Annotated in this window: 23 protein-coding genes and 1 other RNA gene; 11 read left to right on the top strand and 13 right to left on the bottom strand. The window is 56.6% G+C overall.

Features of this window, described 5'->3' with window-relative positions; genetic code table 11:
- The 5 genes from tolA to ACLPGZ_RS16520 form a co-directional block, all read right to left on the bottom strand.
- A complete protein-coding gene (gene tolA / locus ACLPGZ_RS16500; protein WP_115634346.1) occupies positions 1-1,119 on the bottom strand; it encodes a cell envelope integrity protein TolA in 1,119 nt (372 codons plus the stop codon).
- Between the two features lie 50 nt (positions 1,120-1,169).
- Entirely contained in the window at positions 1,170-1,616 is a 447-nt protein-coding gene (gene tolR / locus ACLPGZ_RS16505) for a protein TolR (RefSeq protein ID WP_035273311.1), read from the bottom strand.
- Entirely contained in the window at positions 1,616-2,290 is a 675-nt protein-coding gene (tolQ, locus tag ACLPGZ_RS16510; protein WP_009454887.1) for a protein TolQ, read from the bottom strand. Before tolQ ends, tolR begins: the two co-directional genes overlap by 1 nt.
- A 2-nt stretch (positions 2,291-2,292) precedes the next feature.
- On the bottom strand, positions 2,293-2,718 hold the full coding sequence (gene ybgC, locus ACLPGZ_RS16515; protein ID WP_003805592.1) for a tol-pal system-associated acyl-CoA thioesterase: 426 nt from the start codon (positions 2,716-2,718) through the stop codon (positions 2,293-2,295).
- Between the two features lie 65 nt (positions 2,719-2,783).
- Positions 2,784-4,520 (bottom strand): proline--tRNA ligase, encoded by a 1,737-nt coding sequence (locus ACLPGZ_RS16520; RefSeq protein ID WP_239054592.1) that lies wholly within the window; start codon positions 4,518-4,520, stop codon positions 2,784-2,786.
- Between the two features lie 64 nt (positions 4,521-4,584).
- Here ACLPGZ_RS16520 and ACLPGZ_RS16525 point away from each other — a divergent pair, with 64 nt between their 5' ends.
- From ACLPGZ_RS16525 to ACLPGZ_RS16535, 3 genes are read left to right on the top strand one after another with little or no spacing between them, the layout of a single operon-like run.
- A complete protein-coding gene (locus ACLPGZ_RS16525) occupies positions 4,585-5,151 on the top strand; it encodes an RNA pyrophosphohydrolase (RefSeq protein ID WP_239054591.1) in 567 nt (188 codons plus the stop codon).
- Positions 5,132-5,818, top strand: coding sequence for a response regulator (locus tag ACLPGZ_RS16530; RefSeq protein WP_042489319.1), 687 nt, complete (start codon positions 5,132-5,134; stop codon positions 5,816-5,818). The genes ACLPGZ_RS16525 and ACLPGZ_RS16530 overlap by 20 nt, the downstream gene beginning before the upstream one ends.
- Positions 5,815-7,338 (top strand): sensor histidine kinase, encoded by a 1,524-nt coding sequence (locus ACLPGZ_RS16535; RefSeq protein WP_042489322.1) that lies wholly within the window; start codon positions 5,815-5,817, stop codon positions 7,336-7,338. The genes ACLPGZ_RS16530 and ACLPGZ_RS16535 overlap by 4 nt, the downstream gene beginning before the upstream one ends.
- Before the next feature lies 1 nt (position 7,339).
- Here ACLPGZ_RS16535 and ACLPGZ_RS16540 read toward each other — a convergent pair whose 3' ends face one another.
- Positions 7,340-8,263, bottom strand: a complete 924-nt coding sequence (locus tag ACLPGZ_RS16540; RefSeq protein ID WP_063692266.1) for an NAD(P)-dependent oxidoreductase — start codon at positions 8,261-8,263, stop codon at positions 7,340-7,342.
- A gap of 225 nt (positions 8,264-8,488) precedes the next feature.
- On the opposite strand from ACLPGZ_RS16540, the gene ACLPGZ_RS16545 reads away from it, so the two are divergent.
- The 3 genes from ACLPGZ_RS16545 to ACLPGZ_RS16555 all read left to right on the top strand — a co-directional run bounded on the left by ACLPGZ_RS16545 (position 8,489) and on the right by ACLPGZ_RS16555 (position 12,392).
- The gene (locus ACLPGZ_RS16545) at positions 8,489-9,526 is read left to right on the top strand and encodes an ABC transporter substrate-binding protein (protein WP_042489328.1); all 1,038 of its coding nucleotides are present in this window, start codon (positions 8,489-8,491) and stop codon (positions 9,524-9,526) included.
- An 82-nt stretch (positions 9,527-9,608) separates the two neighbouring features.
- A complete protein-coding gene (locus ACLPGZ_RS16550; protein ID WP_042489331.1) occupies positions 9,609-10,694 on the top strand; it encodes an ABC transporter ATP-binding protein in 1,086 nt (361 codons plus the stop codon).
- A 12-nt stretch (positions 10,695-10,706) separates the two neighbouring features.
- Positions 10,707-12,392 carry an ABC transporter permease gene (locus ACLPGZ_RS16555; protein ID WP_311220204.1) on the top strand — a complete coding sequence of 562 codons (1,686 nt, stop codon included), beginning with the start codon at positions 10,707-10,709 and terminating at the stop codon, positions 12,390-12,392.
- Between the two features lie 331 nt (positions 12,393-12,723).
- Here ACLPGZ_RS16555 and ACLPGZ_RS16560 read toward each other — a convergent pair whose 3' ends face one another.
- Complete coding sequence (locus ACLPGZ_RS16560; protein ID WP_042489339.1) at positions 12,724-14,229, bottom strand: tripartite tricarboxylate transporter permease; 1,506 nt, start codon at positions 14,227-14,229, stop codon at positions 12,724-12,726.
- Between the two features lie 16 nt (positions 14,230-14,245).
- Positions 14,246-14,704 carry a tripartite tricarboxylate transporter TctB family protein gene (locus ACLPGZ_RS16565; RefSeq protein ID WP_063692262.1) on the bottom strand — a complete coding sequence of 153 codons (459 nt, stop codon included), beginning with the start codon at positions 14,702-14,704 and terminating at the stop codon, positions 14,246-14,248.
- A 340-nt stretch (positions 14,705-15,044) separates the two neighbouring features.
- Here ACLPGZ_RS16565 and ACLPGZ_RS16570 point away from each other — a divergent pair, with 340 nt between their 5' ends.
- The 3 genes from ACLPGZ_RS16570 to ssrS all read left to right on the top strand — a co-directional run bounded on the left by ACLPGZ_RS16570 (position 15,045) and on the right by ssrS (position 16,001).
- A complete protein-coding gene (locus ACLPGZ_RS16570; RefSeq protein WP_042489345.1) occupies positions 15,045-15,449 on the top strand; it encodes a hypothetical protein in 405 nt (134 codons plus the stop codon).
- Positions 15,450-15,452: 3 nt separating this feature from the next.
- Complete coding sequence (locus ACLPGZ_RS16575; RefSeq protein ID WP_042489348.1) at positions 15,453-15,764, top strand: cell division protein ZapA; 312 nt, start codon at positions 15,453-15,455, stop codon at positions 15,762-15,764.
- A 53-nt stretch (positions 15,765-15,817) separates the two neighbouring features.
- Positions 15,818-16,001, top strand: a non-coding RNA gene (gene ssrS / locus ACLPGZ_RS16580) — 6S RNA.
- A 55-nt stretch (positions 16,002-16,056) separates the two neighbouring features.
- On the opposite strand, the gene lgt is transcribed toward ssrS, so the two are convergent.
- Complete coding sequence (lgt, locus tag ACLPGZ_RS16585; protein ID WP_321301447.1) at positions 16,057-16,854, bottom strand: prolipoprotein diacylglyceryl transferase; 798 nt, start codon at positions 16,852-16,854, stop codon at positions 16,057-16,059.
- Between the two features lie 84 nt (positions 16,855-16,938).
- On the opposite strand from lgt, the gene ACLPGZ_RS16590 reads away from it, so the two are divergent.
- Positions 16,939-17,307 (top strand): c-type cytochrome, encoded by a 369-nt coding sequence (locus ACLPGZ_RS16590; protein WP_045931215.1) that lies wholly within the window; start codon positions 16,939-16,941, stop codon positions 17,305-17,307.
- Complete coding sequence (gene msrA, locus ACLPGZ_RS16595) at positions 17,304-17,834, top strand: peptide-methionine (S)-S-oxide reductase MsrA (protein WP_429641684.1); 531 nt, start codon at positions 17,304-17,306, stop codon at positions 17,832-17,834. Before ACLPGZ_RS16590 ends, msrA begins: the two co-directional genes overlap by 4 nt.
- On the opposite strand, the gene ACLPGZ_RS16600 is transcribed toward msrA, so the two are convergent.
- The 4 genes from ACLPGZ_RS16600 to ACLPGZ_RS16615 all read right to left on the bottom strand — a co-directional run bounded on the left by ACLPGZ_RS16600 (position 17,831) and on the right by ACLPGZ_RS16615 (position 21,300).
- A complete protein-coding gene (locus ACLPGZ_RS16600; RefSeq protein ID WP_045931214.1) occupies positions 17,831-18,811 on the bottom strand; it encodes a membrane protein in 981 nt (326 codons plus the stop codon). The two genes, msrA and ACLPGZ_RS16600, sit on opposite strands and share 4 nt — an antisense overlap.
- Before the next feature lie 229 nt (positions 18,812-19,040).
- On the bottom strand, positions 19,041-19,205 hold the full coding sequence (locus ACLPGZ_RS16605; protein ID WP_009454924.1) for a hypothetical protein: 165 nt from the start codon (positions 19,203-19,205) through the stop codon (positions 19,041-19,043).
- A gap of 11 nt (positions 19,206-19,216) precedes the next feature.
- Positions 19,217-20,323: a YeeE/YedE family protein gene (locus ACLPGZ_RS16610; protein WP_060186627.1), complete on the bottom strand. Its 1,107-nt coding sequence runs from the start codon at positions 20,321-20,323 to the stop codon at positions 19,217-19,219.
- An 11-nt stretch (positions 20,324-20,334) separates the two neighbouring features.
- Positions 20,335-21,300 carry a sulfurtransferase gene (locus ACLPGZ_RS16615; protein ID WP_009454928.1) on the bottom strand — a complete coding sequence of 322 codons (966 nt, stop codon included), beginning with the start codon at positions 21,298-21,300 and terminating at the stop codon, positions 20,335-20,337.
- Positions 21,301-21,719 lie beyond the last annotated feature (419 nt).

Consider the following 21,719-nt stretch of genomic DNA (forward strand, 5'->3'; position numbering starts at 1 on the left):
TTAATCGAACATGCGGTATTCGCCATCAATATACGATGGATACTGCCCGCTAGGCGGTTTGGGGAAAGGGCTGCAACGGGCAAGACCCTTGGATACGGCATCATCGAACTGCGCGATGCCGGACGATCGTTTGATTTGAACGCGGTTAGGCGTGCCATCGGCATTCAGGTCCACGCGGTACTGCAGTGCAGGGTTGCCACGTACTTCAGAGCGGGCAGGGGTGCTGTAGACCACGCCAGGCTGCACGCAAGCGCGCACCTTGGCGGCGTAGCCACCGTCACCACCGCCGCCTCCGGCCTGGTTGCGGTCTGCTGTACCACCGGCACGTCCGGGGGCACCTTCACGCATGGCACGGCGGAATGCTTCTTCCTTGGCCTTGCGCTCGGCATCGGCACGGGCTTTGGCGGCGGCCTCGGCACGGGCTTTACGTTCCGCGTCTGCTTTGGCTTTAGCTTCGGCATCCGCCTTGGCTTTGGCTTCTGCATCGGCTTTGGCCTTGCGTTCGGCATCGGCCTTGGCTTTCGCGTCGGCTTCTGCTTTAGCCTTGCGCTCTGCGTCTGCCTTGGCTTTGGCTTCAGCTTCAGCTTTTTCCTTGCGTTCCTGTTCCTGCTTTTCCTTTTGTTCGCGTTCGCGACGTTCAGCAGCTAGCTTGTCCTGACGCTGTTTCTCCTGACGCTCCTGTTCCAGCTTTTCTTCACGCTCTTTTTTCTCGCGTTCCTTGCGAGCCTGCTCCAGGGCGATTTCGGGATCAACCTCAGGTTCAGCAGGAGGGGTGACCTTTTCAGGCTCTGGAGGCGGCTTGGGAGCCGGAGCCGGTTCAGGTTTGGGCTCGGGCTTGGGTTCTGGCTCTGGAGCCGGTTCAGGCTCAGGCTGCGGCTCGGGTTCGGCCTCGGGGGCTTCGGGATCAGCATTGACGGCCGCATCGGGTGCGACACCGTCCATCCACAATTCGACCTGCACCGCATTGGGGGTCTTGGGCGCAGAAAAAAGGGCTCCCGCCAAAATGGCGAGCAGCAACAGCCCGTGCAGACCCAGGGCGATGAGCAAGCCGCGCCGATCTTCCTTTTGCTCAGGCGAGCGCAGCGCCTGATTGCGGGTATTGCGTGTTCTGTGCTTCATTCAGTTCAGGTTTTTCGCGCCGGACGGCGAGCACGCTATCCGGCCAGAGGTTATTTGCGAGCGTCAGGATCGCTGTTGCGATCGACGATCAGACCCAGGCGGTTGATGCCATTGGAGCGCAGTTCATCCATCAAGCCCATGACGGTCTCGTAGGGAACCTTGCCGTCGGCGGCAATGACAACCGGGCTGTCGGCCTCCATACGCGAGCGCACTTCATTGAGCAGTGTGGACTTTTCGATGTTCATGAACTCGGAGCCCGCATCGCGCAAGCGAATGGCCAGTTTGCCGTCCTTATCAACCTGGATTTCCACCGGCTTGGCAGGCACTTCGGAGGCTTGGCCTACCGAAGGCAATTCCACCAGACCGGGGGTAATCATGGGAGCAGTGACCATGAAGATCACCAGCAGCACCAGCATCACGTCGATATAAGGGACGACGTTGATTTCATTTTTCATGCGCCGGCCGTGACGGCCGGTGCTTCCACGCATCGATGGCATCAGTTCACCTGCCGCTGCAAGATGTTCAGAAATTCGTCGATAAAGCTGTCAAAGCGGATCGAGATACGATCGAGCTCGTTGGTAAAGCGGTTGTAGGCAACCACGGCAGGGATAGCGGCAAACAGACCGATAGCTGTGGCGATCAGGGCTTCGGCGATACCGGGAGCCACCGAGGCCAGGGTGGCCTGCTGCATGCCGGACAAACCGATAAAGGCGTGCATGATCCCCCAGACGGTACCCAGCAGCCCGATGTATGGGCTGACCGAACCGGCAGAGGCCAGGAAGTTCAGGTGTGTTTCCAGCGTATCCATTTCGCGCTGGTAGCTGGCGCGCATGGCACGACGTGGGCCGTCCAGCAGGGCAGGGCCCGAGCTTTGGCTGCGACGGGCCTTGATGAACTCGGTCATGCCGGCTTCAAAAATACGGGCCAGTGCACCGTGTTCGGCGCGACGCGAGGAAATGGATTGCTGAAGCACAGCCAGATCGCCACCTGCCCAGAAGTCGTCCTCAAAACGGCGGGTCTGTTCCAGCGTGCGTTTAAGTGCAGCCCGTTTACTGAAAATATAGGCCCACGAGAGAATCGAGATTCCCAGCAGGATCAGCATGACAAGCTGAACGGGAATACTGGCATCGAGAAGTAGCGAAATCAGCGACAGGTCGCTAGTAGCTTGCATGGTCAGTCCTGAACCTTTTCCAAGAGGGTACGTAAATCAGAGTCCAGCTTGCTTGGACGAAGCGTGTTGGCGTCAACGCAAACAATTTGGATGGTGCTTTGGCATAACAGTTCCCCACCTCGCAGGGCACCTTGTTCGAAATGGATGGTAGCCGAACCCAGCTGGGTAATGCGGCTGCGCACCGAGATCAAATCATCGAGCCGGGCAGGTTTGAGATATTGTATTTCAACCTTCTTGACTACGAACAGGCGTTGATTCTGCTCGGCCACATCGGATTGATTAACACCCAAATTCCTGAGCCATTCCGTGCGCGCACGTTCAAAGAACTTCAGGTAGTTGGCGTAATATACGATCCCTCCGGCGTCGGTGTCCTCGTAATATACGCGAATATCAAGCCTGGCCTGGGTGTCCCACTTGTCATTAAGCATGTCGTTCGTAAAAGAGTTTATGTTGGCGGGCGGGGGCGGCCCAAGGCCAGCCCCGCTTGGAGACCTTACAGCGTGGCCAGACGCTCCACGCTGACCTGAGCAATCTGCTCGACCGGGATGTTGGTGCTGCTGGCGTCACGGCGTGCCTGCATTTCAACCATGCCTTCTTTCAGGCCGCGCTCGCCGATAGTAATGCGCAGTGGCACCCCAATCAGCTCCCAGTCGGCAAACATGATGCCAGGACGGGCATCGCGGTCGTCCAGAATGACATCCACACCTTGCTCCTTGAGCTGGGTGTACAGATCAGTCGCAGTCTGACGCACAGCATCACTCTTGGTAAAGCCGATCGGGCAGATCACCACTTCAAAAGGAGCCAGAGCGCGAGGCCAGATCATGCCGCGTTCGTCATGGTTCTGCTCGATGGCCGCGGCCGCAATACGGCTGACGCCAATGCCATAACACCCCATTTGCATGACAGCAGGTTTACCATCAGTTTCCAAAAAGGTGGCGTTCAGCTTCTTGGAGTAGACATCGCCCAGGAAGAATACGTGGCCCACTTCAATGCCGCGCTGGATGGCCAGCTTGCCGCCTTCGGGAGCCGGGTCGCCGTGAACCACGTTACGCAGGTCGGCCTTGACGGGCTCGGGCAGGTCGCGGCCCCAGTTCACGCCGGTGTAGTGGAAGCCTTCTTCGTTGGCGCCACAGACAAAGTCGCTCATGTTGGCTACGGTCAGGTCAGCAATCACTTGGACTGGCTGGCGGGTGCCGATCGGGCCCAGATAACCGGGCTTGCAGCCAAAGACGGCCACAATTTCTTCTTCCGTTGCCAGACGGTGGCCTTTTTCAAAGCCGGGCAGCTTGGAAACCTTGATGTCGTTGACTTCATGGTCGCCACGAACCAGCAGCAGGTAAACCGTCGTCTTGGTTTGGCCGTCCTCTTCCAGGTCAGTAGCCAGCACCACGGATTTAACGGTGGCGGTCAGGTCCAGGCCCAGTTGCTGGGCTACCAGCTCGCATTTCGGGGCTTCCGGCGTGGCCGTCTTGACCAGGGCTTCGCCAGGAGCGGCGCGCTCGGCCAGCAGGCAAGGGGCGGGCGCCAGTTCGATATTGGCAGCGTAGTCAGTGTCGGGGTTGTAAACCAGCAAGTCTTCGCCCGTATCGGCAATCACCTGGAATTCATGACTGCGCGACCCGCCAATGGAGCCGGTATCGGCGGCCACGGCACGGAAGTTCAGGCCCAGACGTCCAAAGATACGCATGTAGGCGTCATACATATTGTCGTAGCTGGCCTGGGCGTCTTCGGCGTTGCGGTCAAAGGAATAGGCATCCTTCATGGTGAATTCACGGCCACGCATCAAGCCGAAACGGGGGCGACGCTCGTCACGGAATTTGGTTTGAATGTGATAGAAGTTGATGGGCAACTGGCGCCAGCTGTGGATTTCGTTGCGGGCGATGTCCGTGATCACTTCTTCGGACGTAGGCTGCAGCACGAAGTCGCGCTGGTGGCGGTCCTTGATTCGCAGCAGTTCGTCGCCATATTTTTCCCAACGGCCCGACTCTACCCAGAGTTCGGCTGGCTGGACCACCGGCATCAGCAATTCGATGGCGCCGGAGCGGTCCATTTCCTGACGGATGATGTTTTCAATCTTGCGCAGCACGCGCAGGCCCATTGGCATATAGGTATAAATGCCGCCGGCGGCTTTGCGTATCATGCCGGCGCGCGTCATGAGCTGGTGGCTGGCAACTTCGGCCTCGGTAGGCGCTTCTTTCAGGGTATTAATGTGATACTGGCTAGCATGCATGGTAGGGAACTCGTCAGGTACGTATAATCAGATCTAATTGTATTGAATTCGTTAGAGGCGGCCTATGTTAGATCGAGAAGGCTACCGTCCTAATGTCGGAATTATCCTCGTTAATCGCAAGAACGAGGTTTTTTGGGGCAAGCGTATTCGGGAACATGCCTGGCAGTTCCCGCAAGGCGGTATCAAATACGGTGAAACACCCGTACAGGCGATGTACCGCGAACTGCACGAAGAAGTGGGCTTGCTGCCTGAGCATATCCGTATATTAGGCCGGACGCGAGATTGGCTTCGCTACAACGTGCCCAATCATTTTGTACGTCGGGAGGCGCGTGGCCATTACAAGGGCCAGAAACAAATCTGGTTCCTGTTGCGGCTGGTCGGGCGGGACAGCGATGTCTGCCTGCGTTCTTCCACGACGCCGGAGTTTGATGCATGGCGTTGGAGTCATTATTGGGTGCCACTTGATTCAGTAATTGAGTTCAAGCGGGAAGTCTATCAGCAAGCGCTGAACGAGCTGTCGGATATTTTGTTCCGGCGGCGCCAGGAAAATCGTTATTTACGTCAGCGCCTCCAAAGCGCAGTTGATGCCGATACCGTAGACAGCAGGGATCATGCGCATATTATTGGTTGAAGACGAGCGGGAAATGGCCGCATGGCTGGAGCGGGCCTTGGCGCAAAGTGGTTTTTTGCCCGATCCCGCTCACGATGCTCGTACGGCAGAAGTGTTGTTGGCGGCCCATGAGTATGATGCGGTCGTGATGGATTTGCGCCTGCCCGACAAGCACGGGCTGGTGCTGTTGCGCGAGATGCGCGAACGCGGCGATCACACTCCCGTGCTGATTCTGACCGCTCAAGGTGCCTTGCAGGACCGTGTTCGTGGTCTGAATTTGGGTGCCGACGATTTCCTGACCAAGCCCTTTGCTCTGGAGGAGCTGGAAGCACGTCTTGCCGCGCTGGTGCGGCGCAGCCGTGGCCGCGTGACCCCGGTGGTCAGTTGTGGCTCGCTAGAATACAACCCTGAAAGCCGGGCTTTTCTGCTGGATAACGTCATTGTGCATTTGACGCCGCGTGAACATGCGGCCTTGCTGGTTCTGATCAGCCGCTCGGGCATGCCGGTTGAAAAGTCCCAGCTTTTTGCTCGCGTGTTCGAGCACGACAGCGATGCCAGCCCCGATGCCATTGAGGTCGTCTTGCACCGCCTGCGCAAGAAATTGGCCAATAGCGACGTGCATATCGTGACGGTGCGGGGTCTGGGCTACATGCTGGAAGTGCTTGAGGCGGAATCCGGCGTTTCATGACAGCACCTTCTCCACCCCCCGCCAATGCCTGGCAAGGCAGTTTGCGCTTTTGGCTGCTGGTCCTGCTGATACCGGGGGTGGTCGCCTTGCTGTTATACGACAGCTGGGAAGATTACCGGGCCATGAACTCCGTCACGGAAAATGTGTATGACAGTGCCTTGCTGGAACCGGCCAAGGTGCTTGAGACCAGTGTGGAGTTCAATACCGATGGCAGTTTACGCATTGATCCACCTTTTTATGCCCAGGTCATGCTGGAGTCCAGACCGGGCAATCGCAAGTATTTCCGCGTTGAAGAAATCACCCCTCTGGTTCGCAATCTGGGTGGTGCCGATGCCAACCAGTTAAAAGGTCGCACCTTGTTGGGGATGGAAGGGCTGCCGCGTCCCTCCAATCTGGCCGACCATGAGGGCGTGCCGGTGTTCTACGACTCCTATTTCCGCAATGACACTGTTCGTATGGTGGCCTTGTGGCGCGACCTGCACTACAAAGGTCAGCACAGGCAGGTTCTGGTCATGGTGGGTGAAAGCCTGGATTTGCGCCTGCGTACCCAGCAAGAAGCCTGGCGCGAAGGCATTTTCCGCAATTTGCGCATGCTGCTGCTGGCTGTGCTGCTGGTGTGGTTTGCCGTAGCCTGGGCCTTGCGGCCACTGCAGGCTTTGCGTCAGGAAGTGCGCAACCGCAGTGTGGACGACTTGCAGCCTTTGGACGAGCGCGATGTACCACGCGAGGTCGTCCCCTTGGTGCGCTCGGTCAACCATCATATTGAGTTGTACCGTTCCGTGCTGGACAGGCAGGCCCAGTTTCTGGCCGACGCCTCGCATCAATTACGTACTCCCTTGGCGATCATCCATACCCAGGCTCAGTACGCTCGCCGCGAGCCGGATATCGAGCGTGTCCGAGAGTCCCTGGGGGCAATCATCAAGCAACTGGGACAGGCGACTCGCCTGACCGAGCAGTTATTGGCTTTGGCCCACGCCAGCCATACCACCACCATGAGCCAGGGCCAGGTGGATCTGGCCAGCTTGGGGCGTGAGGTCGTGTTGCAATACCTGCCCCTGGCGCGCGAGCATCGGCAGGACCTGGGCTGGATCGGGCCGGGCGAGGATGGGGAGCAAGCACCTCTTTGGGTTTACGCCAGTGATGCCGAGATTCATGAATCCGTTTCCAACCTGATTCACAACGCCATCAATCACGCCGGTAGCGGCAGTGCGATTACCGTCTCTGCCGGGCACGACGACAAGCAGGCGTGGATCAGCGTGACGGACAATGGCATGGGCCTGGCAGCCAGCTTGCGTGAAAGTGTATTTGTACGTTTTGACCGCGGTGGGCCGGCACGCAAGGGCGGGCGGGGTTCAGGCTCGGGGCTGGGGCTGGCCATTGCGCTGGCTTACGCCGAGCGCAATGGCGGCACAATCGTGCTGACGGATGGCGAACCCAATGATATGGGAGGCTACGGTTTGAAGGCGACGCTACGTTTGCCCTTGCTGCAAGCCGAGGCGCCCAAACCGGAAAGCGCTTGAATCAAGCCGCGTTGTTTGGGCGGGCCAGAAGATGGAACAGGGTAGAGATATCCCAATCGCGGTGGCCTTGCTCGGCAATTTTCGCAAATTGTTCCTGGATCAGGCGGGTTGCTGGAAGTTGAGCCCCATTGCGCTGAGCCTCCCGTTCTACCAGATCCAGGTCTTTCAACATCCAGTTCACCGTGAAGCCGGGTTGAAAGTCTCTGGCCAGCATCGTGGGTCCTTTGGTTTCCATTTGCCAACTGCGGGCTGCACCCTTGGTCAGGACAGACAGGGCCTGCTCCATATCCAGCCCGGCTCGCTCACCAAAAGCCATGGCTTCAGCCAGACCTTGCAAGAGGCCGACGACGGCAATCTGGTTCACCATCTTGCATAGCTGTCCCGATCCCAATGGCCCCATCAGGGTGCAAGCCTGGGCGTAGCTCATCATCAGGGGGCGGGCGCGCTCCATATCTTCCGTTTGGCCACCACACATAATGCTGAGCATGCCTTTCTGGGCTCCGGCCTGTCCGCCGGAAATCGGCGCATCGACAAATGCGACCTGCTTGCTGGCGGCCAGTGCCCCTAACTCCCGCGCAACTTCGGCGGAGGCGGTGGTGTGGTCGATAAACAGGCTGCCAGCTTTCATACCAGCCAGCGCGCCGTCTGACCCCTGAAAAATCGCGCGCAAATCATCGTCATTTCCCACACAGGCCATCACGATGTCGGCTTGTGCCGCTGCCTGGGCCGGGGTGGCCGCCCATGCCTGTTTGAATTCCGTGCTCCATTGTTCCGCTTTGGCCTGATTGCGGTTGTATACCGTCACGTGATGGCCGGCCTGAGCCAGATGGCCTGCCATCGGATAGCCCATCACTCCCAGACCAATGAACGCCACTTTTTGCGGGCTGCCAGGTTCATAGTGTTTTGGCTGAATGGATGGGGTCATGGCGTGGGTCTCCTTAAGAATAATCATGTTCGGATATACAGCTTAGCGCAGCTTTTTAAGCGGGATTGTCGCCTGCGTGAATAAGCGGCAAGGCGTTTGAAGCTTGACGGCATCAGGCCCCTCATGTTCTAAACCAAACATAGATCTGTAATAAATGGAATTTGCCTGTCTGGATTATGATGGGCGCAGATAATTTCCTGGCTAATTAACTGGAACTTGAATCCTATGACCACTTTCGATCGTCGTCGTTTCTTGAAGCTGGCGGGTGCCACCGGACTGGCGTCTATGAGTACCTCTTTGCCATGGACGGCGTGGGCGGCAGATGCCGCTGTACTGGAAAAAGCGAAGGCTCAGGGCCAGGCTGTTTTCTACGCCAACATCACGGCCGTAGAGCCCATCATGAAGGCTTTGCAACAAGCGCAAGGCATTGAAGGCAAATACACTCGTATTTCCAGTTCCAAGTTCATCCCCACTATCCTGACCGAGTTCAACGCCGGCAAGTTGATGGCGGACGTGGTTCAGGCTCCTCTGCCCATGTTGCAACTGCTCAAAGAGCAGGGCGTGCTGATTCCTCATCAGTCCGAAGCCATACAGGGCTACCCGGAGTGGGCCGTTCAAGACGATTCGATTATTCAATTTGGCATTGAATATGTGTCTTATATCTATAATACGGACCACCTCAAAGCCGAGGACGCTCCGCAACGCTACGAAGATCTGGCCGATCCCAAGTGGAAAGACAAGATTGTGATGGCCAACCCGTCCAACCATCCATCCACTATTGGCTGGCTGATTGGACTGAAGGAAAAAGTCTTTAGCAGCGAAGAACAGTGGCTGGACTTCCTGAAAGGTCTGGCTGCCAACAAGCCCATGTTTGTGGCGTCCTTTGGCCCGACTCCCGCTCCTGTTGAAAGTGGCGAGAAATTGATTGCCATTTCCATGCCCAAGTACATCGTGACCAAGTCGCCTGCGCCATTGGCCTGGGGCCCCATGTCGGATCAGCCCTTGCTGGGTTCTCCACGTGCCATCGCCCTGACCAAGAACGCACCACATCCTGATGCGGCCCGCGTGTTCCTGGACTACTGGCTGGGCAATGAAGCCATGGGCATTCTGGCCAACAAGGTGGGCGAATATGTGCTGGCTCCAGGGGTGCATCCTCCGGTAGCGGGTATCGATCAAGCCAAGGTCGAGCCTATTCGCGACCTGAGCGACGAAGAACTGGTCCGCTGGGGCCGCGAATTCAGCCGTATCTTCGCCGTCCGTTAAGCGGCGCGACAGTACGACGGGTTCGTCAAGAACGGGGCGCCTTGGCGCCTCGCCTCATTTTTATTGAAAACATTTACTCATTATGCAAATTGAAATTACCGGCCTGAGCAAGACCTATGTCTCAGAGGGCAAAACCTTCAAAGCTTTGGACAATATCAACCTGACGATTCCCGCTAATGAGTTTTTCACACTGTTAGGACCTAGCGGCTGCGGCAAAACCACACTGCTGCGGTGCATTGTGGGGCTGGAAACCCCAGACGAGGGTGAAATCCGCATTGGGGACGAGATTGTCTGGTCCAGCGCCAAGAATATTGCTGTGCCGGTGGAAAAGCGCGGTCTGGGCATGGTGTTCCAGACCTACGCTATCTGGCCGCACATGACGGTGTTCGACAATATCGCTTACCCACTGCAAGTGCGTGGCGAGCGCAAAGAGGTGATTCGCGAAAAAGTGGCGAACATCCTGAAGTTTGTGCAGCTGGAAGGGGTGGATCAGCGCTCCGCGACGCGCCTGTCCGGCGGTCAGCAGCAGCGTGTGGCATTGGCCCGAGCTCTGGTGGCCGAGCCTAAAGTCATTCTGTTTGATGAGCCGCTCAGTAACCTGGACGCCAAGCTGCGTGAAGAAACCCGTAAAGAACTGCGCGAATTTCTGAGCCGTCTGGACATTACAGCTGTGTACGTGACGCATGATCGTGTCGAGGCGCTGGCCTTGTCCAACTCCATCGCCGTGATGCGTGGTGGCAAGATTCTGGAAATTGGCTCACCCGAAAAAATTTACTTTGATGCCGACCACCGCTTTGTCGCGGACTTTATTGGTCGTGCCAACCAGATCAGCGCCAAGGTGTTGGAGCAGCGTGCAGACTCCACCATTGTGGAATGCGAACTGGGCCAACTGCATTGCAAGAAGCGTGACCTGCCCGTGGGCACCGAAGTTACCTTGTGCATTCGCCCGGAATTTATCCGTGTCAGCAGCCAGGCCAATGAAGTGGGGCAGAACCTGTTCCACGGCCAAGTCCAGGCCCTGGAGTTCGTGGGTGAGTCCTACGAGGCCGAGGTCAAGGTTGGTAAAGAACAGCTCCTGGTGTGTATCGATCCTGATGTGAAGGTGAAGGAAGGCGATACCGTGCGCTTTAACCTGCACCCTGAACATTGCATGCTCTTGTCGGCATAAGGGCGGGACATCATGAATCACACACGCAGACCACTTAGCTGGTCGCTTATTCTGATTGTTGGCTTTCTGACGCTGTGCCCGGTCCTGATGTTGCTGCTGGGCAGCTTCTCGCAGGGCTTGACGGCTTTTGGTTCCTTCACCACGGCTAAATATGTAGCCGCTTACACCGATCCCTTCTTGCTGGAAGTCACCTTCAATACGGTGGTTTTCGTACTGGGCTCGTCCCTGCTCTCTACTGCGCTGGCTGTTTTCCTGGCCTACCTGAATACGCGTACGAACATGCCCATGAAAGGGGTGTTCACGGTGCTGTCCATCGTTCCCATGATGATTCCGCACTTGCTGTTCTCGGTGAGCTGGGCATTGTTGCTGAATCCGTCCAACGGCCTGATCAATATGTTCTTGCAGGACACCTTGGGCCTGCAAGAAGCGCCGCTGAACATTTATTCCTTGTGGGGCATGATTCTGGTCGAGGGCTTGTTGAACATGCCCGTGGCCTATCTGATCATCGCGCCTGCCATGGCCTCGTTTGACGTTTCCATGGAAGAGTCCTCGCGTGTGTTCGGGGGTGGCCTGTGGCGTACCCTGACGCGGGTTACCCTGCCGATTCTGCGTCCAGCCATCATGGCGGCCTTTATTCTTGCGATTGTGCGGGCCTTGGCTTCCTATGCCGTGCCACGTGTTCTGGGTACGCCGGGTCGAGTGGATGTGCTGGCCACGTATCTGTTCGAAATGATCTCAACGGGCTTTGCGCCGGACTACGGAAAAGCGGCGGCGCTGGGCATGAGTGTGCTGTCGGCCTCCATAGCCCTGATCGTGCTGTACCGCTACATGACGAAAGAAAGCAGCAAGTATGTGACGATCTCCAGCCGTGGCTTCAAACCCACCCAGCTTGAACTGCGCCGCGCGAAAATCCCTCTGTTCATTATCGTGGGCATTATCAGCTTGCTGATGGTGGTGCTGCCGGTGGCCGTGCTGCTCTACACCTCCATGATTCCGTACTCCATGGTGCCTAGCGCTCGCGCTTTTTCCTTGATGAGCTGGGCGAACTGGATTGATGTCATTCAAGACCCGATCTCCAAAGTGGCCATGAAGAACAGTCTGTTCCTGGCCGTGGTCGGGGCTAGTCTGGGTGTGTTGCTGTCGCTGTTTGTAGCCTATGTCGTGGTCAAGCTGCGCACGCGAGCGGCGGCGCTGCTGGATACCTTGAGCTTCCTGTCCTTCTCCTTCCCGGGGATTGTGATCGGTATCGGTTTCATGTGGTTCTTCGTGCAAACGCCTTTGTATGCCACGCTGACCGCCTTGCTGCTGGCCTATATCGCCGCCTACCTGCCTTACGGTATTCGACCCTTGTCGGCCGCTTTTGTGCAGGTCCATGCTCACCTGGAGGAATCATCGGCCGTAGCCGGGGCCAGTTCCTGGACGACCATGCGCCGCATCATTATTCCTTTGCTGATTCCCGGTGTGGTGTCTGCCTGGATCTTGATGGCCACCATGTTCATTCGTGAGCTGACGGTATCGGTGGTACTGTCTCGTCCCGGTACGGAAGTGCTGGCGGTCCAGGTGCTGGGCTACGCCGAAGATGGTTTGTGGGGCAAGCTCTCGGCGCTGGGGATCATCATGATTCTGATCTCTACCGTGCTTGTGTTGCTGGCCATGCATATCGGTAACTTCTACAAGCGCCGTCAAGGCACGATGTAAGCTGGGCTGATATCAAAGGCCTGAATTCCGCAAGGAGTTCAGGCCTTTGTTGTTTTTGCTGGGAGCAGACCGTATGTTGCCGTCACTCTGGTGCCATTGTTGCGAAGGCTGTGCACACAGGCAGTTCTGGCTGCTTGATGTTTGCCTTTGGAGGCGTTCTGCGCTTCAGTGGTTGAGCTGTCTTGAGACGGAGTGGCTGAACCCACTGACAAAGCAAAAGGCCTGATTTCGTGGAGAGATGAAATCAGGCCTTTCTGCTTTTTGTTAACTGCGCCGGTTTGAGGGCTCCCTTTCGGGAGAGCTTTCAAACCAGAGAACCGCCGGTTGTGCCTTAGTCTTCTTCGACGAAGGTCTCTTCACGTTTTTTCTTCACGGACGGCAGAGCTACGATCACAACCAGAATGGCAGCTAGAACCAGCAATGATAAGGACAGCGGACGCGTCAGGAAGGTGGTGTAGTCACCGCGGGATAGCAGCAGGGCGCGGCGGAAGTTTTCTTCCATCATTGGTCCTAGAACTAGCCCCAGCAGCAGCGGAGCACCTTCACAACGCAGCTTGGACCACACATAGCCAACTAAACCGAAGGCGGCGGTGACCAAAATATCGAACACGTTGTAGTTCAGCGAGTACACACCGACCGTGCAGAACACCAAAATAGCGGGGAATAGCAGGCGGTAAGGAACTTTCAGCAGTTTCACCCACAGACCGACTAGTGGCAGGTTCAGAATGACCAACATCAGGTTACCAATCCACATGGAGGCGATCAGGCCCCAGAACAGCTCTGGGTGGCTGGTCATCACTTGTGGGCCGGGCTGAATGTTGTGAATGGTCATCGCGCCAATCATCAGGGCAGTCACGGCGTTACCAGGGATACCCAAGGTCAGCAGTGGAATGAAAGAGGTCTGGGCCGCTGCGTTATTGGCTGACTCGGGACCTGCCAGGCCGGCAGGGTGGCCTTTACCAAAGCGCTCCGGATTCTTGGAGATTTTTTTCTCCAGTGTGTAGGAGGCAAAAGAGGACAAGACCGCACCACCACCGGGCAGGATACCCAGGCAAGAACCCATGGCAGTACCACGGACCACGGCAGGCCAGGACTCTTTGAACTCTTGCTTGTTGGGGTACAGGCTACCTACCTTGCCCGTGATCTCAACGCGCTGGTCGCCCAGTTCCAGGTTGTTCATGATTTCGGAGAAACCGAACACACCCATGGCTACCACGGCAAAGTCGATACCGTCCTGCAGCTCTGGAATACCAAAGTCGTAGCGGGCCACGCCGGAGTTCACGTCTGTACCGACCATACCCAGCAGCAGACCCAGCAAGATCATGCAGATAGCTTTGGGCAGGGAGCCCGAAGCCAGCACCACAGCACCGACCAGGCCCAAGACCATTAATGAGAAATACTCCGCCGGCCCGAACTTGAAGGCGACTTCAGCCAAGGGCGGCGCAAAAGCGGCCAGCAGCACCGTGGCCACACAACCAGCGAAGAAAGAGCCCAGGGCGGCGATGGCCAAGGCAGCACCAGCCCGGCCATTTCGTGCCATCTGGTGTCCGTCCAGTACCGTCACCACCGCCGAGGTTTCTCCCGGCAGAGCAACTAGAATGGCGGTCGTGGACCCACCATATTGAGCGCCATAGTAAATACCCGCCAACATGATCAGGCCAGCAACGGGGGGCAGCACATAGGTAATGGGCAGCAGCATAGCGATGGTGGGCACAGGGCCAATGCCAGGCAACACGCCAATCAACGTACCCAGTATGCAACCAAGCAAGGCGTAGGCCAGATTCTCGGGCGTGAACGCCACCGAGAAGCCCAGCAGCAGATTGTCAAATAATTCCATTTCCGTTCACCTCCAATCAGGCCAGAAAACTTGGCCACAAGGGGAACACCAGCCCCAGGCCCTTGATGAATGCCAACCAGACGAACAGCACCAAAAAGATAGCTGCGCCCAGTGCAATAGGCCAACTAAATTCATGGCTGGCAAAGCTGCTGAGCAGTACAAGCAGGAAAATGGAGATGTAAACACCCAGCGAGTTCAGTGTCAGACCGCAAAGCACGACTGCGCCGATGATAACGAAGAGCACTTTCCAGTTAAACTTCTCTACCTCGGTGTTTTCTGCTTTGGCAGACATCGAGCCCAAAGTGACAACCGCCCCTAACAAGCTCAGGCATACACCAAGCCAGAAGGGGAAGTAGCCGGGTCCCATGCGGGCGGCTGTTCCCATCGAGTAGCTGGTAGCCCCGAGCGCGAAAGCGGCGCCCACGACCACGAACATGACCCCGGACCAGAAGTCCTGTTTATTTTTAATTTGCATAAGGTGGATTCTCCTTGTCTGCCTTGCGCATTGGTTTTCCTTTTTCCTGTGTCAGCTTCTTTATGGTGGAGCGAACTCCACACTCTGCTTGTGCCGACTGCATTGAGCAGAGGTGACGCATGGTAATGGAGCACTTGAAGACTGGAAACCCTGAGATGACCCTAGTTTTTAAGGGTTTTCCCGGTAATTCCGGAAATTTAGGGTTTTTTGGGAGCGTGTTCGCAGGTGGATGGCATGCTTTGAAAGAATTTTGAAAGGTAATGGAAAGATGGGTGAAAGGTTATCATTAGTATGAAATTCCTCTACCCAGTAACGCTAGCAATGGTTTACGATAAGGCCCATGTTGCAAGATCTCGACTTTCTCGCTGACCGTATCGGTCAACTGGTAGAGCAGTCTCGTCAGCTCAACGCTGAACGCGCTCAATTATTAGCTCGTCTGAAAACTCAGGATGCCGAGCTGGACGCCTTGCGCCAGCAAAATCGTCGTCAACAGGACGAGTTCGAGTCCCTGTCCACCGGTGTTGCTTCGCATCAGCGTCAACTGGATGTGGTGCAGCAACAAGCGCAAGCTGATCAGGCTGAACTGAAAAAGCTGCTTGAACAAGAGCAGGCCCAGGTAGCTGCCTTGCGTCGCGAGTTGGACAGTGCACGCGCCGGCATGGGTGTGTTGCGCGATGTGGCAGGACAGGCTCGTGACCAGATCGGTTCGATCCTGATGCGTTTACCCGGTGCCGTACAGGAGTAAGTCATGGAACGAGTTGATATTTCCCTGTTGGGCCGCGATTATTCTCTGGCATGCCCTCCATCTGAAAAAGCCCGCTTGCTGGAAGCAGTCAAACTGGTAGACCAGCGCATGCAATCCATCAAGGGTTCGGGCCGCGTTTCGGGCAACGAACGTATCGCTGTTATGGCCGCTATTCAGATCGCCAGCGAGTTTTTATCTGCTAAAGCACCTGATGGTCCTCTGGCCAATGTTGCTTTTGGCGATTTCAAGCGTAAAATTGAAGACATGCACGCGATGATTGACGATGTCATCGAGCCTTCGGGCACATCGCGCTAAACCGAATTTGCAAGCAGCTCCTTGTTGTCCCTCGCGAGCTGCTTCATCCCAGTAAGTCCCTGCCGTGTTCGTGACACGACCATACATTCCTTGAACCAATGCTTTTGGCATACAGGTTGTTGGATTAGCCAGTAGGAGCGATCGTCCTCGTCGACGAACCCGAAGCTGGCTTGATGACAACCGATCTTGGACCCTCGGTTCCAGGATGCCGGTCTTGACGGCAATGGTGGGGCACCTGCAAAAAAAGCCCGTCCAGATATCTGGACGGGCTTTTTCTTTTCTGCTGCTTTGTTTATTGCTGACTGCCGGGCGTAACACCGCGTTTGCTGGCATACGCAAACAGAGCCAGGCCAGCCACAATCATGGGCAAGGACAACCACTGCCCCATCGATAAGCCGGCGCTGAGCAGACCCAGATAGCCGTCTGGCTCGCGGGTGTACTCCACCATGAAGCGGAAGAAACCATAGCCGATCAGGAACAGGGCGCTGGTCTGACCCACGGCGCGTGGACGGCGCGTAAACCACCATAGCAAGATAAACAGGGCAATGCCTTCCAGAGCCATCTCATACAGTTGCGATGGGTGGCGGGGCGTTGCATCCACTTGCGGGAACACCATGGCCCAAGACACATCACTGGGGCGACCCCATAACTCGCCATTGATGAAGTTACCCAGACGACCCACCGCCAGTCCCAGTGGAATCAAGGGTGCCAGAAAATCGCTGACTTCCAGAAAGCGTCGTTGGCGGTTACGGGCAAAAAGCGCAATCGTGACCAGCACGCCGATCAGGCCGCCATGAAAGGACATGCCGCCTTGCCAGACATACAAAATCTCCAGCGGATGCGACAGGTAATAGGAAGGTTGATAGAACAGGGTGTAGCCCAGACGCCCGCCCGCCACCACGCCCAGAACGCAGTAAAAGATCAGGTCCTCCAGGTCCTTGCGAGTCAGCAAGGCATAGCCCGCGCGGATACGCGCCGTGCCAGCCAGCCACACCAGGCCAAAGCCCACTAAATACATCAAGCCATACCAATGAATGGCAAGGGGTCCAAGTTGTATGGCGACGGGATCAAACTGCGGGTGAATTAACATGCGTGCCCATTACAGAGATGAATATCAGATAATAGCGTGACTGCGAGCCCAGACCAGGGCTGGGTAAATTGTAAGGGAAGGATCATGCTGCATTCAGTCTCTTGGGCCAGCTGTTTACCATTAGTAGTTTTTTGTGGGTTGCTGAGTTTTAATCCTGCGGCAAAGGCTGATACGGTAGCGCTGATGGATATCGTGCAGGCGCAGTGCTTGTCCTGTCATCAGATTGATCGTAAACGGGTGGGGCCTCCTTTTCGGGAGATCGCCCAGCGCTACGCGCCAGGTCCGGCGCAGGAAACCCGGGCGTATTTGCAGCGACAAATTCAACAGGGTAGCCGGGGGAACTGGGGAGCTATTCCCATGCCTGCTCAAAACCGGATCAGCGCCGAGCAAGCACAAGCTATTGCCGCCTGGTTGCTGAGTCTAGCCAATTCGTCAACAAAGGAGAATTCATGAAGGAAACAGCCATATTAGGTGGCGGATGCTTTTGGTGCACTGAAGGGGTGTTCAAGGCCCTGCGAGGTGTGCAGTCGGTGGTGCCCGGATACTGTGGCGGCCATGTGGAAAATCCCACCTATGAACAGGTTTGTGGCAAGCAGACCGGCCATATCGAAGTGGTCAAAGTGGAGTTTGATCCTTCTGTTATTTCCTATCGGGATTTGCTGGAGGTATTTTTCCTGACCCACGACCCTACCACGCCCGATCGTCAGGGTGCTGACCAGGGGCCGCAGTATGCGTCTGCCATTTTTTGCCAAAACGAAGAACAGCGTCGTCAGGCTTTCGAAGTCATTGAAGAGAGCAAGTCGCAGTTTGATGCGCCTATCGTGACGCATGTGCTCGACAGCTCCACTTTCTGGGAAGCCGAGGACTATCACCACGATTATTTTGCCTTGAACCCCGAGCAAGCCTATTGCCAGATGGTGATTGCGCCCAAACTCAAGAAGTTCTATCAGCGTTTTCAGGATCTGCTGGTCAAAAGCTAAGCATCCTGAGGGTGCGAAGCAGAAGCAAGGTAGCGTCTGTACAGGGCGCTACCTGGTAATGTCAGACGGGCCATCAGGCCAATAATCAGCAAGGTCAGAACAAGTCGGCCGACCAGGGCCACCCAGATGTTGGCACCCAGAGCCAGAATAAGAATGGTGTCTTCAATCAGGGAATGGCTTAAAGACAGCCAGGACAAGGCCAGCAGGCGCGTTCGGGGGCTGTAATTTTGTTGACGGGATTCATCAATAATCAGGGCACCGCCGTAGCTCAGGCCCAGCAACACACCAATCGTGGTTGTGGGGGCGACTCGCTCTTCCAGTCCTGAAAAACGCAGCAAGGGCAGCAGAAGCCGGGTCAGCAAACGGGTGAAGCCGATTTTCTCCAGGACTGACAGGATTAACAGCAAGCCAAGAATAATCAGCCAGGTCATGAAGAGGGAACTGGCCGTCCCCCACAGCCAGTCTGCCCAGCCTTGCCAACCACCTTGCGTGGCATTGGATTGCCCGTAAAGCCAGGCAAGTGACACGGGCTCTTGCAACAGCCCGGTACTGTTCAAACCCCAGGCCAGCAGAGCGCCGTACAGCAAGGCGCAGACAATTCGTAGCGCGGCCGTAAACCAGAAACTGGCTCCGGCTCGGCGCACAATGGCCTGCTCCATGGGCATATTGTGTGCAAATAGCATCATGGTGCCCAAGACGCTGATTTGAGCCACGTTGAAACTCAAGCTGTCACCCAAGGCTGCCATGGAGCCTATGCCGGCATATATACCGGCCAGGGCGGTGGTGGCCCAGACGATCCCGGCTTCGGCTGGCAGTCCAACCAGCGCCATGATCGGGCCTATCAGCTTGCCGACTTGCTCGATCAAGCCTAGTTGCGCGGCAATACGCACCGCAATCATGATGGGGAGCATGATGCGCGCAACGGTATAAAACATGCGCAGGCTGCGGCTAAAGGTGGTGCGAAGGAAGGTCAGCATGACAGCAGAAGGTTGGAAAATCTGTCTGATGCTAGCACGGCTCAGTGCTTGCTACGTTGTGCCTTGGTGCTTGCGTGGGGGCGGGCAATGCAGGCTGTCGGTTTGCTACTACAAGCGGAGGCACTTTCCTTCACCCAAAGGAAAACCCCTGAGGGTGAAACCCGATGCAGCCAAGTAAGGCTGCCAGGTTTTCTCCCATCAGGGGGGGGCAGGCCGGGTAGGCCCCGGCTTATCGACCCGAGCAGTGGCCGCCGCTAGCGGCTTGTCCACTACCCCAGGCAATGGGGGCGGGCTCGGGGCGGTAGGGATAGTCTTGCAGGCTGTCCATGACAACTAGCAAGACAACGACCAGCCAGAAGGTACTGGTAATAAGGCGGAAAGTAGTTTTGCTCATGCTTGCACGACTCAAGGATTAACGCGGCGACGAATGCGCACGCCTATGATGGACCCGGCAAAGGCCAGTGCAAACCAGACCCAGCCATGGATGCTGGCCGAGGCGATGCCTCCCAGGAATGCGCCCACATTACATCCGAAGGCCATACGGGCACTGTAGCCCATCACCAGGCCCGCAATTGCGCCTACCCACAAAGTGCGGGCATTGGGGGATTTGAAATTGGCAGGATGATTCCAGCGTGAGGCTGCCATGGCGCCCAAAATCAAACCAAAGTTGGTGACCGAAGTAACGTCAGCCAGGACGGGTTCAGCCAGACGTTGTGCATGTGGAGCCACGCCCCAGAACGCGTCGCCAACTGGGGACCAGCCCAGAGCCGAGAATACTTTTGCGCCCCACAAGCCAATACCATAGACGATGCCCCAGGGTTGGCCTGCGACGATCATGTGAATGGCATACAGCACGGCCAGCAGCAAAGCGCCCATCCACCAGCGCATTTCCCATTTGGCAGGTGGGCTGTTTTGCTCTTTCCGATGGCGACGTGCACCTCGGCCGACGAACCAGGATACGGCGGCGCAGCCTAGTACGGTAATCAACAAGGCAGTGGGCCAGCCCAAGGACACAGTCAGGTCGATAGCGGGTAGGCCGCCCAGGGCAATCCAGCCGGGCTGGTGCGATGCGCCTAGAAAGCTACCAATGGCAAAGGTAGGCAGAACTGCAAAGGAAATCGGTGCGCCTGCGCCTGCTTTGTAGAGAGTGCCGGAACCGCAGCCATCGGCCAGTTGCATGGCAGCGCCAAACAGAAAGGCGCCCAATACCAGGCTGATGGTCAATGGGGCAATCGCGCCAACCAGCTCACCGCCACTATCGGCGATCAAGGGTAGGGTGAAGGCGGCGGCCAATACCAGCAGGAGCATTTGTGCCCAGATACCTTGAGGGTCACGGCGCTCGATATAGTTGCGCCATCCGGTCGTGAAACCGAAACGGGCTCCTTGCAGTACGGCACCAAAGCCAATCCCCAGCAGGGCGAGCAGGCCTTGGCGCAGTCCACCTACCAGAGCGACCCCAACAATCAGGGCCAGGCTGGCCAGGATAAAGCCCAGTCTAGTCAGATAAAGCATGATCGATTTCTTTAGTTAATGGCGCGTTTGGCATCGAGTTTCAGAACTTCGAAACGGGAGGGCTGGTTATCCATAGGCAAGTTGCTGCGGCTCCATTCCACGACGGACTCGGGGTAGAGCTTCACGTTAGGGTTGCCGGCCAGTTCGGACAGGACAAACCAGTTCGTGGCAGCCCAGTGGCCGGTATTGCAGAACGAAACGGTGGGTTTGTCGTCCAGGCCTTGTTCTTTGACGATCTTGACGAGTTCTCCGGTGTCTTTCAGGACAGGTTTGTCGCTACGGAAAAAGCTGTTGAAGTCCAGCTCGCGTGCGCCGGGCAGGGTGCCGTAGCGGGCGGCGGCGTCAACGCGCTTTTCGCCTTTGAAGAATTCGGTTGGGCGAGCGTCCAGCAGGACGGGAGCCTGGCCGTTCTTGATGTAGTCAGCGACTTCTTGTGTGCTGACCACCATGTCTTTGTTGTAGTGGTAGCTGAATTCGGTGGGGGTGACAGTGGGGGTGTCTTTGCTCAGGGCTTTGCCTTCGGCTTCCCAGGCTTGCAGGCCGCCGTCCAGAATGGATAGCTGGGTCAGGCCGCCAGCTTTCAGTGTCCAGTACACGCGTGCTGCTGCGCCGAAGTCTGTGGGGTTCGCGCCCGCGTAGGTGACGACAACGTAGCTGTCCTTGGAAATGCCGGCTTTGCTGAACAGGGCAGACAGCTCGGCTTCGGAGCGCAGAGCACCGGCGTTCTCGGCTGGGCCGCGGTAGGCTCCATATGGAGTGTGGACGGCACCTGGTACATGGCCTGCTGCATATTCTTTGTCTGTGCGGATATCCAGAATGCGCAGATTGTTTTGATCCAGCTTGGTGGCCAGGTCGCCAGCCGAGATCAAGGCGGCTGGTTTGGCTGCCGTGTCGGGTGTGCTTGGCTCTGCGGAAGCAGTCGGTGCCAGGACCGCGCTGAATGCAAATGCCAAGGAGATGAGGATTGGTTTGATCATTATTACTCTCTTGAGTAAGCAGGGGCCTGCTTAGAGGATTAAGTGCATAAGGAATGGTAATGAACGTGGCTACAGAAAATAACAATGAATTGGGGATTAGCTTATTGCTTGGGGGCGTAAGGGGGGAGGATCTCTCTATATATAGAGTAGATAGGAGGGGGAGCTGTGTTTGTAGCCCTGCCTTGGGTGAGCTTGTGTCTCTGTAGTTGCTTTCTGCAGGTGTGTCTTTGTCCTCTATATAGAGAGAGCGTGTCGGTGTCGAGGACGTTCTATCGGTGAGAGAAAGCTGGGTTTTTTCTACTAGAGAGGATGTGTTGAGATGTTTGGTGTTCTCATGAGTGCAGACTTAGAGACTTAGAGACTTAGAGACTTAGAGACTTAGAGACTTAGAGACTTAGAGACTTAGAGACTTAGAGACT

The organism is Alcaligenes sp. Me129, assembly GCF_050487245.1.
Lineage (GTDB): Bacteria > Pseudomonadota > Gammaproteobacteria > Burkholderiales > Burkholderiaceae_B > Alcaligenes > Alcaligenes phenolicus.

Coding starts and splice junctions, on each gene's coding strand:
- ACLPGZ_RS16615 (WP_009454928.1), bottom strand. CDS start 21,300: ATGATCAAACCAATCCTCATCTCCTTGGCATTTGCATTCAGCGCGGTC.
- ACLPGZ_RS16575 (WP_042489348.1), top strand. CDS start 15,453: ATGGAACGAGTTGATATTTCCCTGTTGGGCCGCGATTATTCTCTGGCA.
- ACLPGZ_RS16550 (WP_042489331.1), top strand. CDS start 9,609: ATGCAAATTGAAATTACCGGCCTGAGCAAGACCTATGTCTCAGAGGGC.
- ACLPGZ_RS16535 (WP_042489322.1), top strand. CDS start 5,815: ATGACAGCACCTTCTCCACCCCCCGCCAATGCCTGGCAAGGCAGTTTG.
- ACLPGZ_RS16565 (WP_063692262.1), bottom strand. CDS start 14,704: ATGCAAATTAAAAATAAACAGGACTTCTGGTCCGGGGTCATGTTCGTG.
- ACLPGZ_RS16605 (WP_009454924.1), bottom strand. CDS start 19,205: ATGAGCAAAACTACTTTCCGCCTTATTACCAGTACCTTCTGGCTGGTC.
- ACLPGZ_RS16590 (WP_045931215.1), top strand. CDS start 16,939: ATGCTGCATTCAGTCTCTTGGGCCAGCTGTTTACCATTAGTAGTTTTT.
- ACLPGZ_RS16600 (WP_045931214.1), bottom strand. CDS start 18,811: ATGCTGACCTTCCTTCGCACCACCTTTAGCCGCAGCCTGCGCATGTTT.
- ACLPGZ_RS16540 (WP_063692266.1), bottom strand. CDS start 8,263: ATGACCCCATCCATTCAGCCAAAACACTATGAACCTGGCAGCCCGCAA.
- ybgC (WP_003805592.1), bottom strand. CDS start 2,718: ATGCTTAATGACAAGTGGGACACCCAGGCCAGGCTTGATATTCGCGTA.
- tolR (WP_035273311.1), bottom strand. CDS start 1,616: ATGCCATCGATGCGTGGAAGCACCGGCCGTCACGGCCGGCGCATGAAA.
- ACLPGZ_RS16610 (WP_060186627.1), bottom strand. CDS start 20,323: ATGCTTTATCTGACTAGACTGGGCTTTATCCTGGCCAGCCTGGCCCTG.
- msrA (WP_429641684.1), top strand. CDS start 17,304: ATGAAGGAAACAGCCATATTAGGTGGCGGATGCTTTTGGTGCACTGAA.
- tolQ (WP_009454887.1), bottom strand. CDS start 2,290: ATGCAAGCTACTAGCGACCTGTCGCTGATTTCGCTACTTCTCGATGCC.
- ACLPGZ_RS16545 (WP_042489328.1), top strand. CDS start 8,489: ATGACCACTTTCGATCGTCGTCGTTTCTTGAAGCTGGCGGGTGCCACC.
- lgt (WP_321301447.1), bottom strand. CDS start 16,854: ATGTTAATTCACCCGCAGTTTGATCCCGTCGCCATACAACTTGGACCC.
- ACLPGZ_RS16560 (WP_042489339.1), bottom strand. CDS start 14,229: ATGGAATTATTTGACAATCTGCTGCTGGGCTTCTCGGTGGCGTTCACG.
- ACLPGZ_RS16525 (WP_239054591.1), top strand. CDS start 4,585: ATGTTAGATCGAGAAGGCTACCGTCCTAATGTCGGAATTATCCTCGTT.
- ACLPGZ_RS16520 (WP_239054592.1), bottom strand. CDS start 4,520: ATGCATGCTAGCCAGTATCACATTAATACCCTGAAAGAAGCGCCTACC.
- ACLPGZ_RS16570 (WP_042489345.1), top strand. CDS start 15,045: ATGTTGCAAGATCTCGACTTTCTCGCTGACCGTATCGGTCAACTGGTA.
- ACLPGZ_RS16555 (WP_311220204.1), top strand. CDS start 10,707: ATGAATCACACACGCAGACCACTTAGCTGGTCGCTTATTCTGATTGTT.
- tolA (WP_115634346.1), bottom strand. CDS start 1,119: ATGAAGCACAGAACACGCAATACCCGCAATCAGGCGCTGCGCTCGCCT.
- ACLPGZ_RS16530 (WP_042489319.1), top strand. CDS start 5,132: ATGCGCATATTATTGGTTGAAGACGAGCGGGAAATGGCCGCATGGCTG.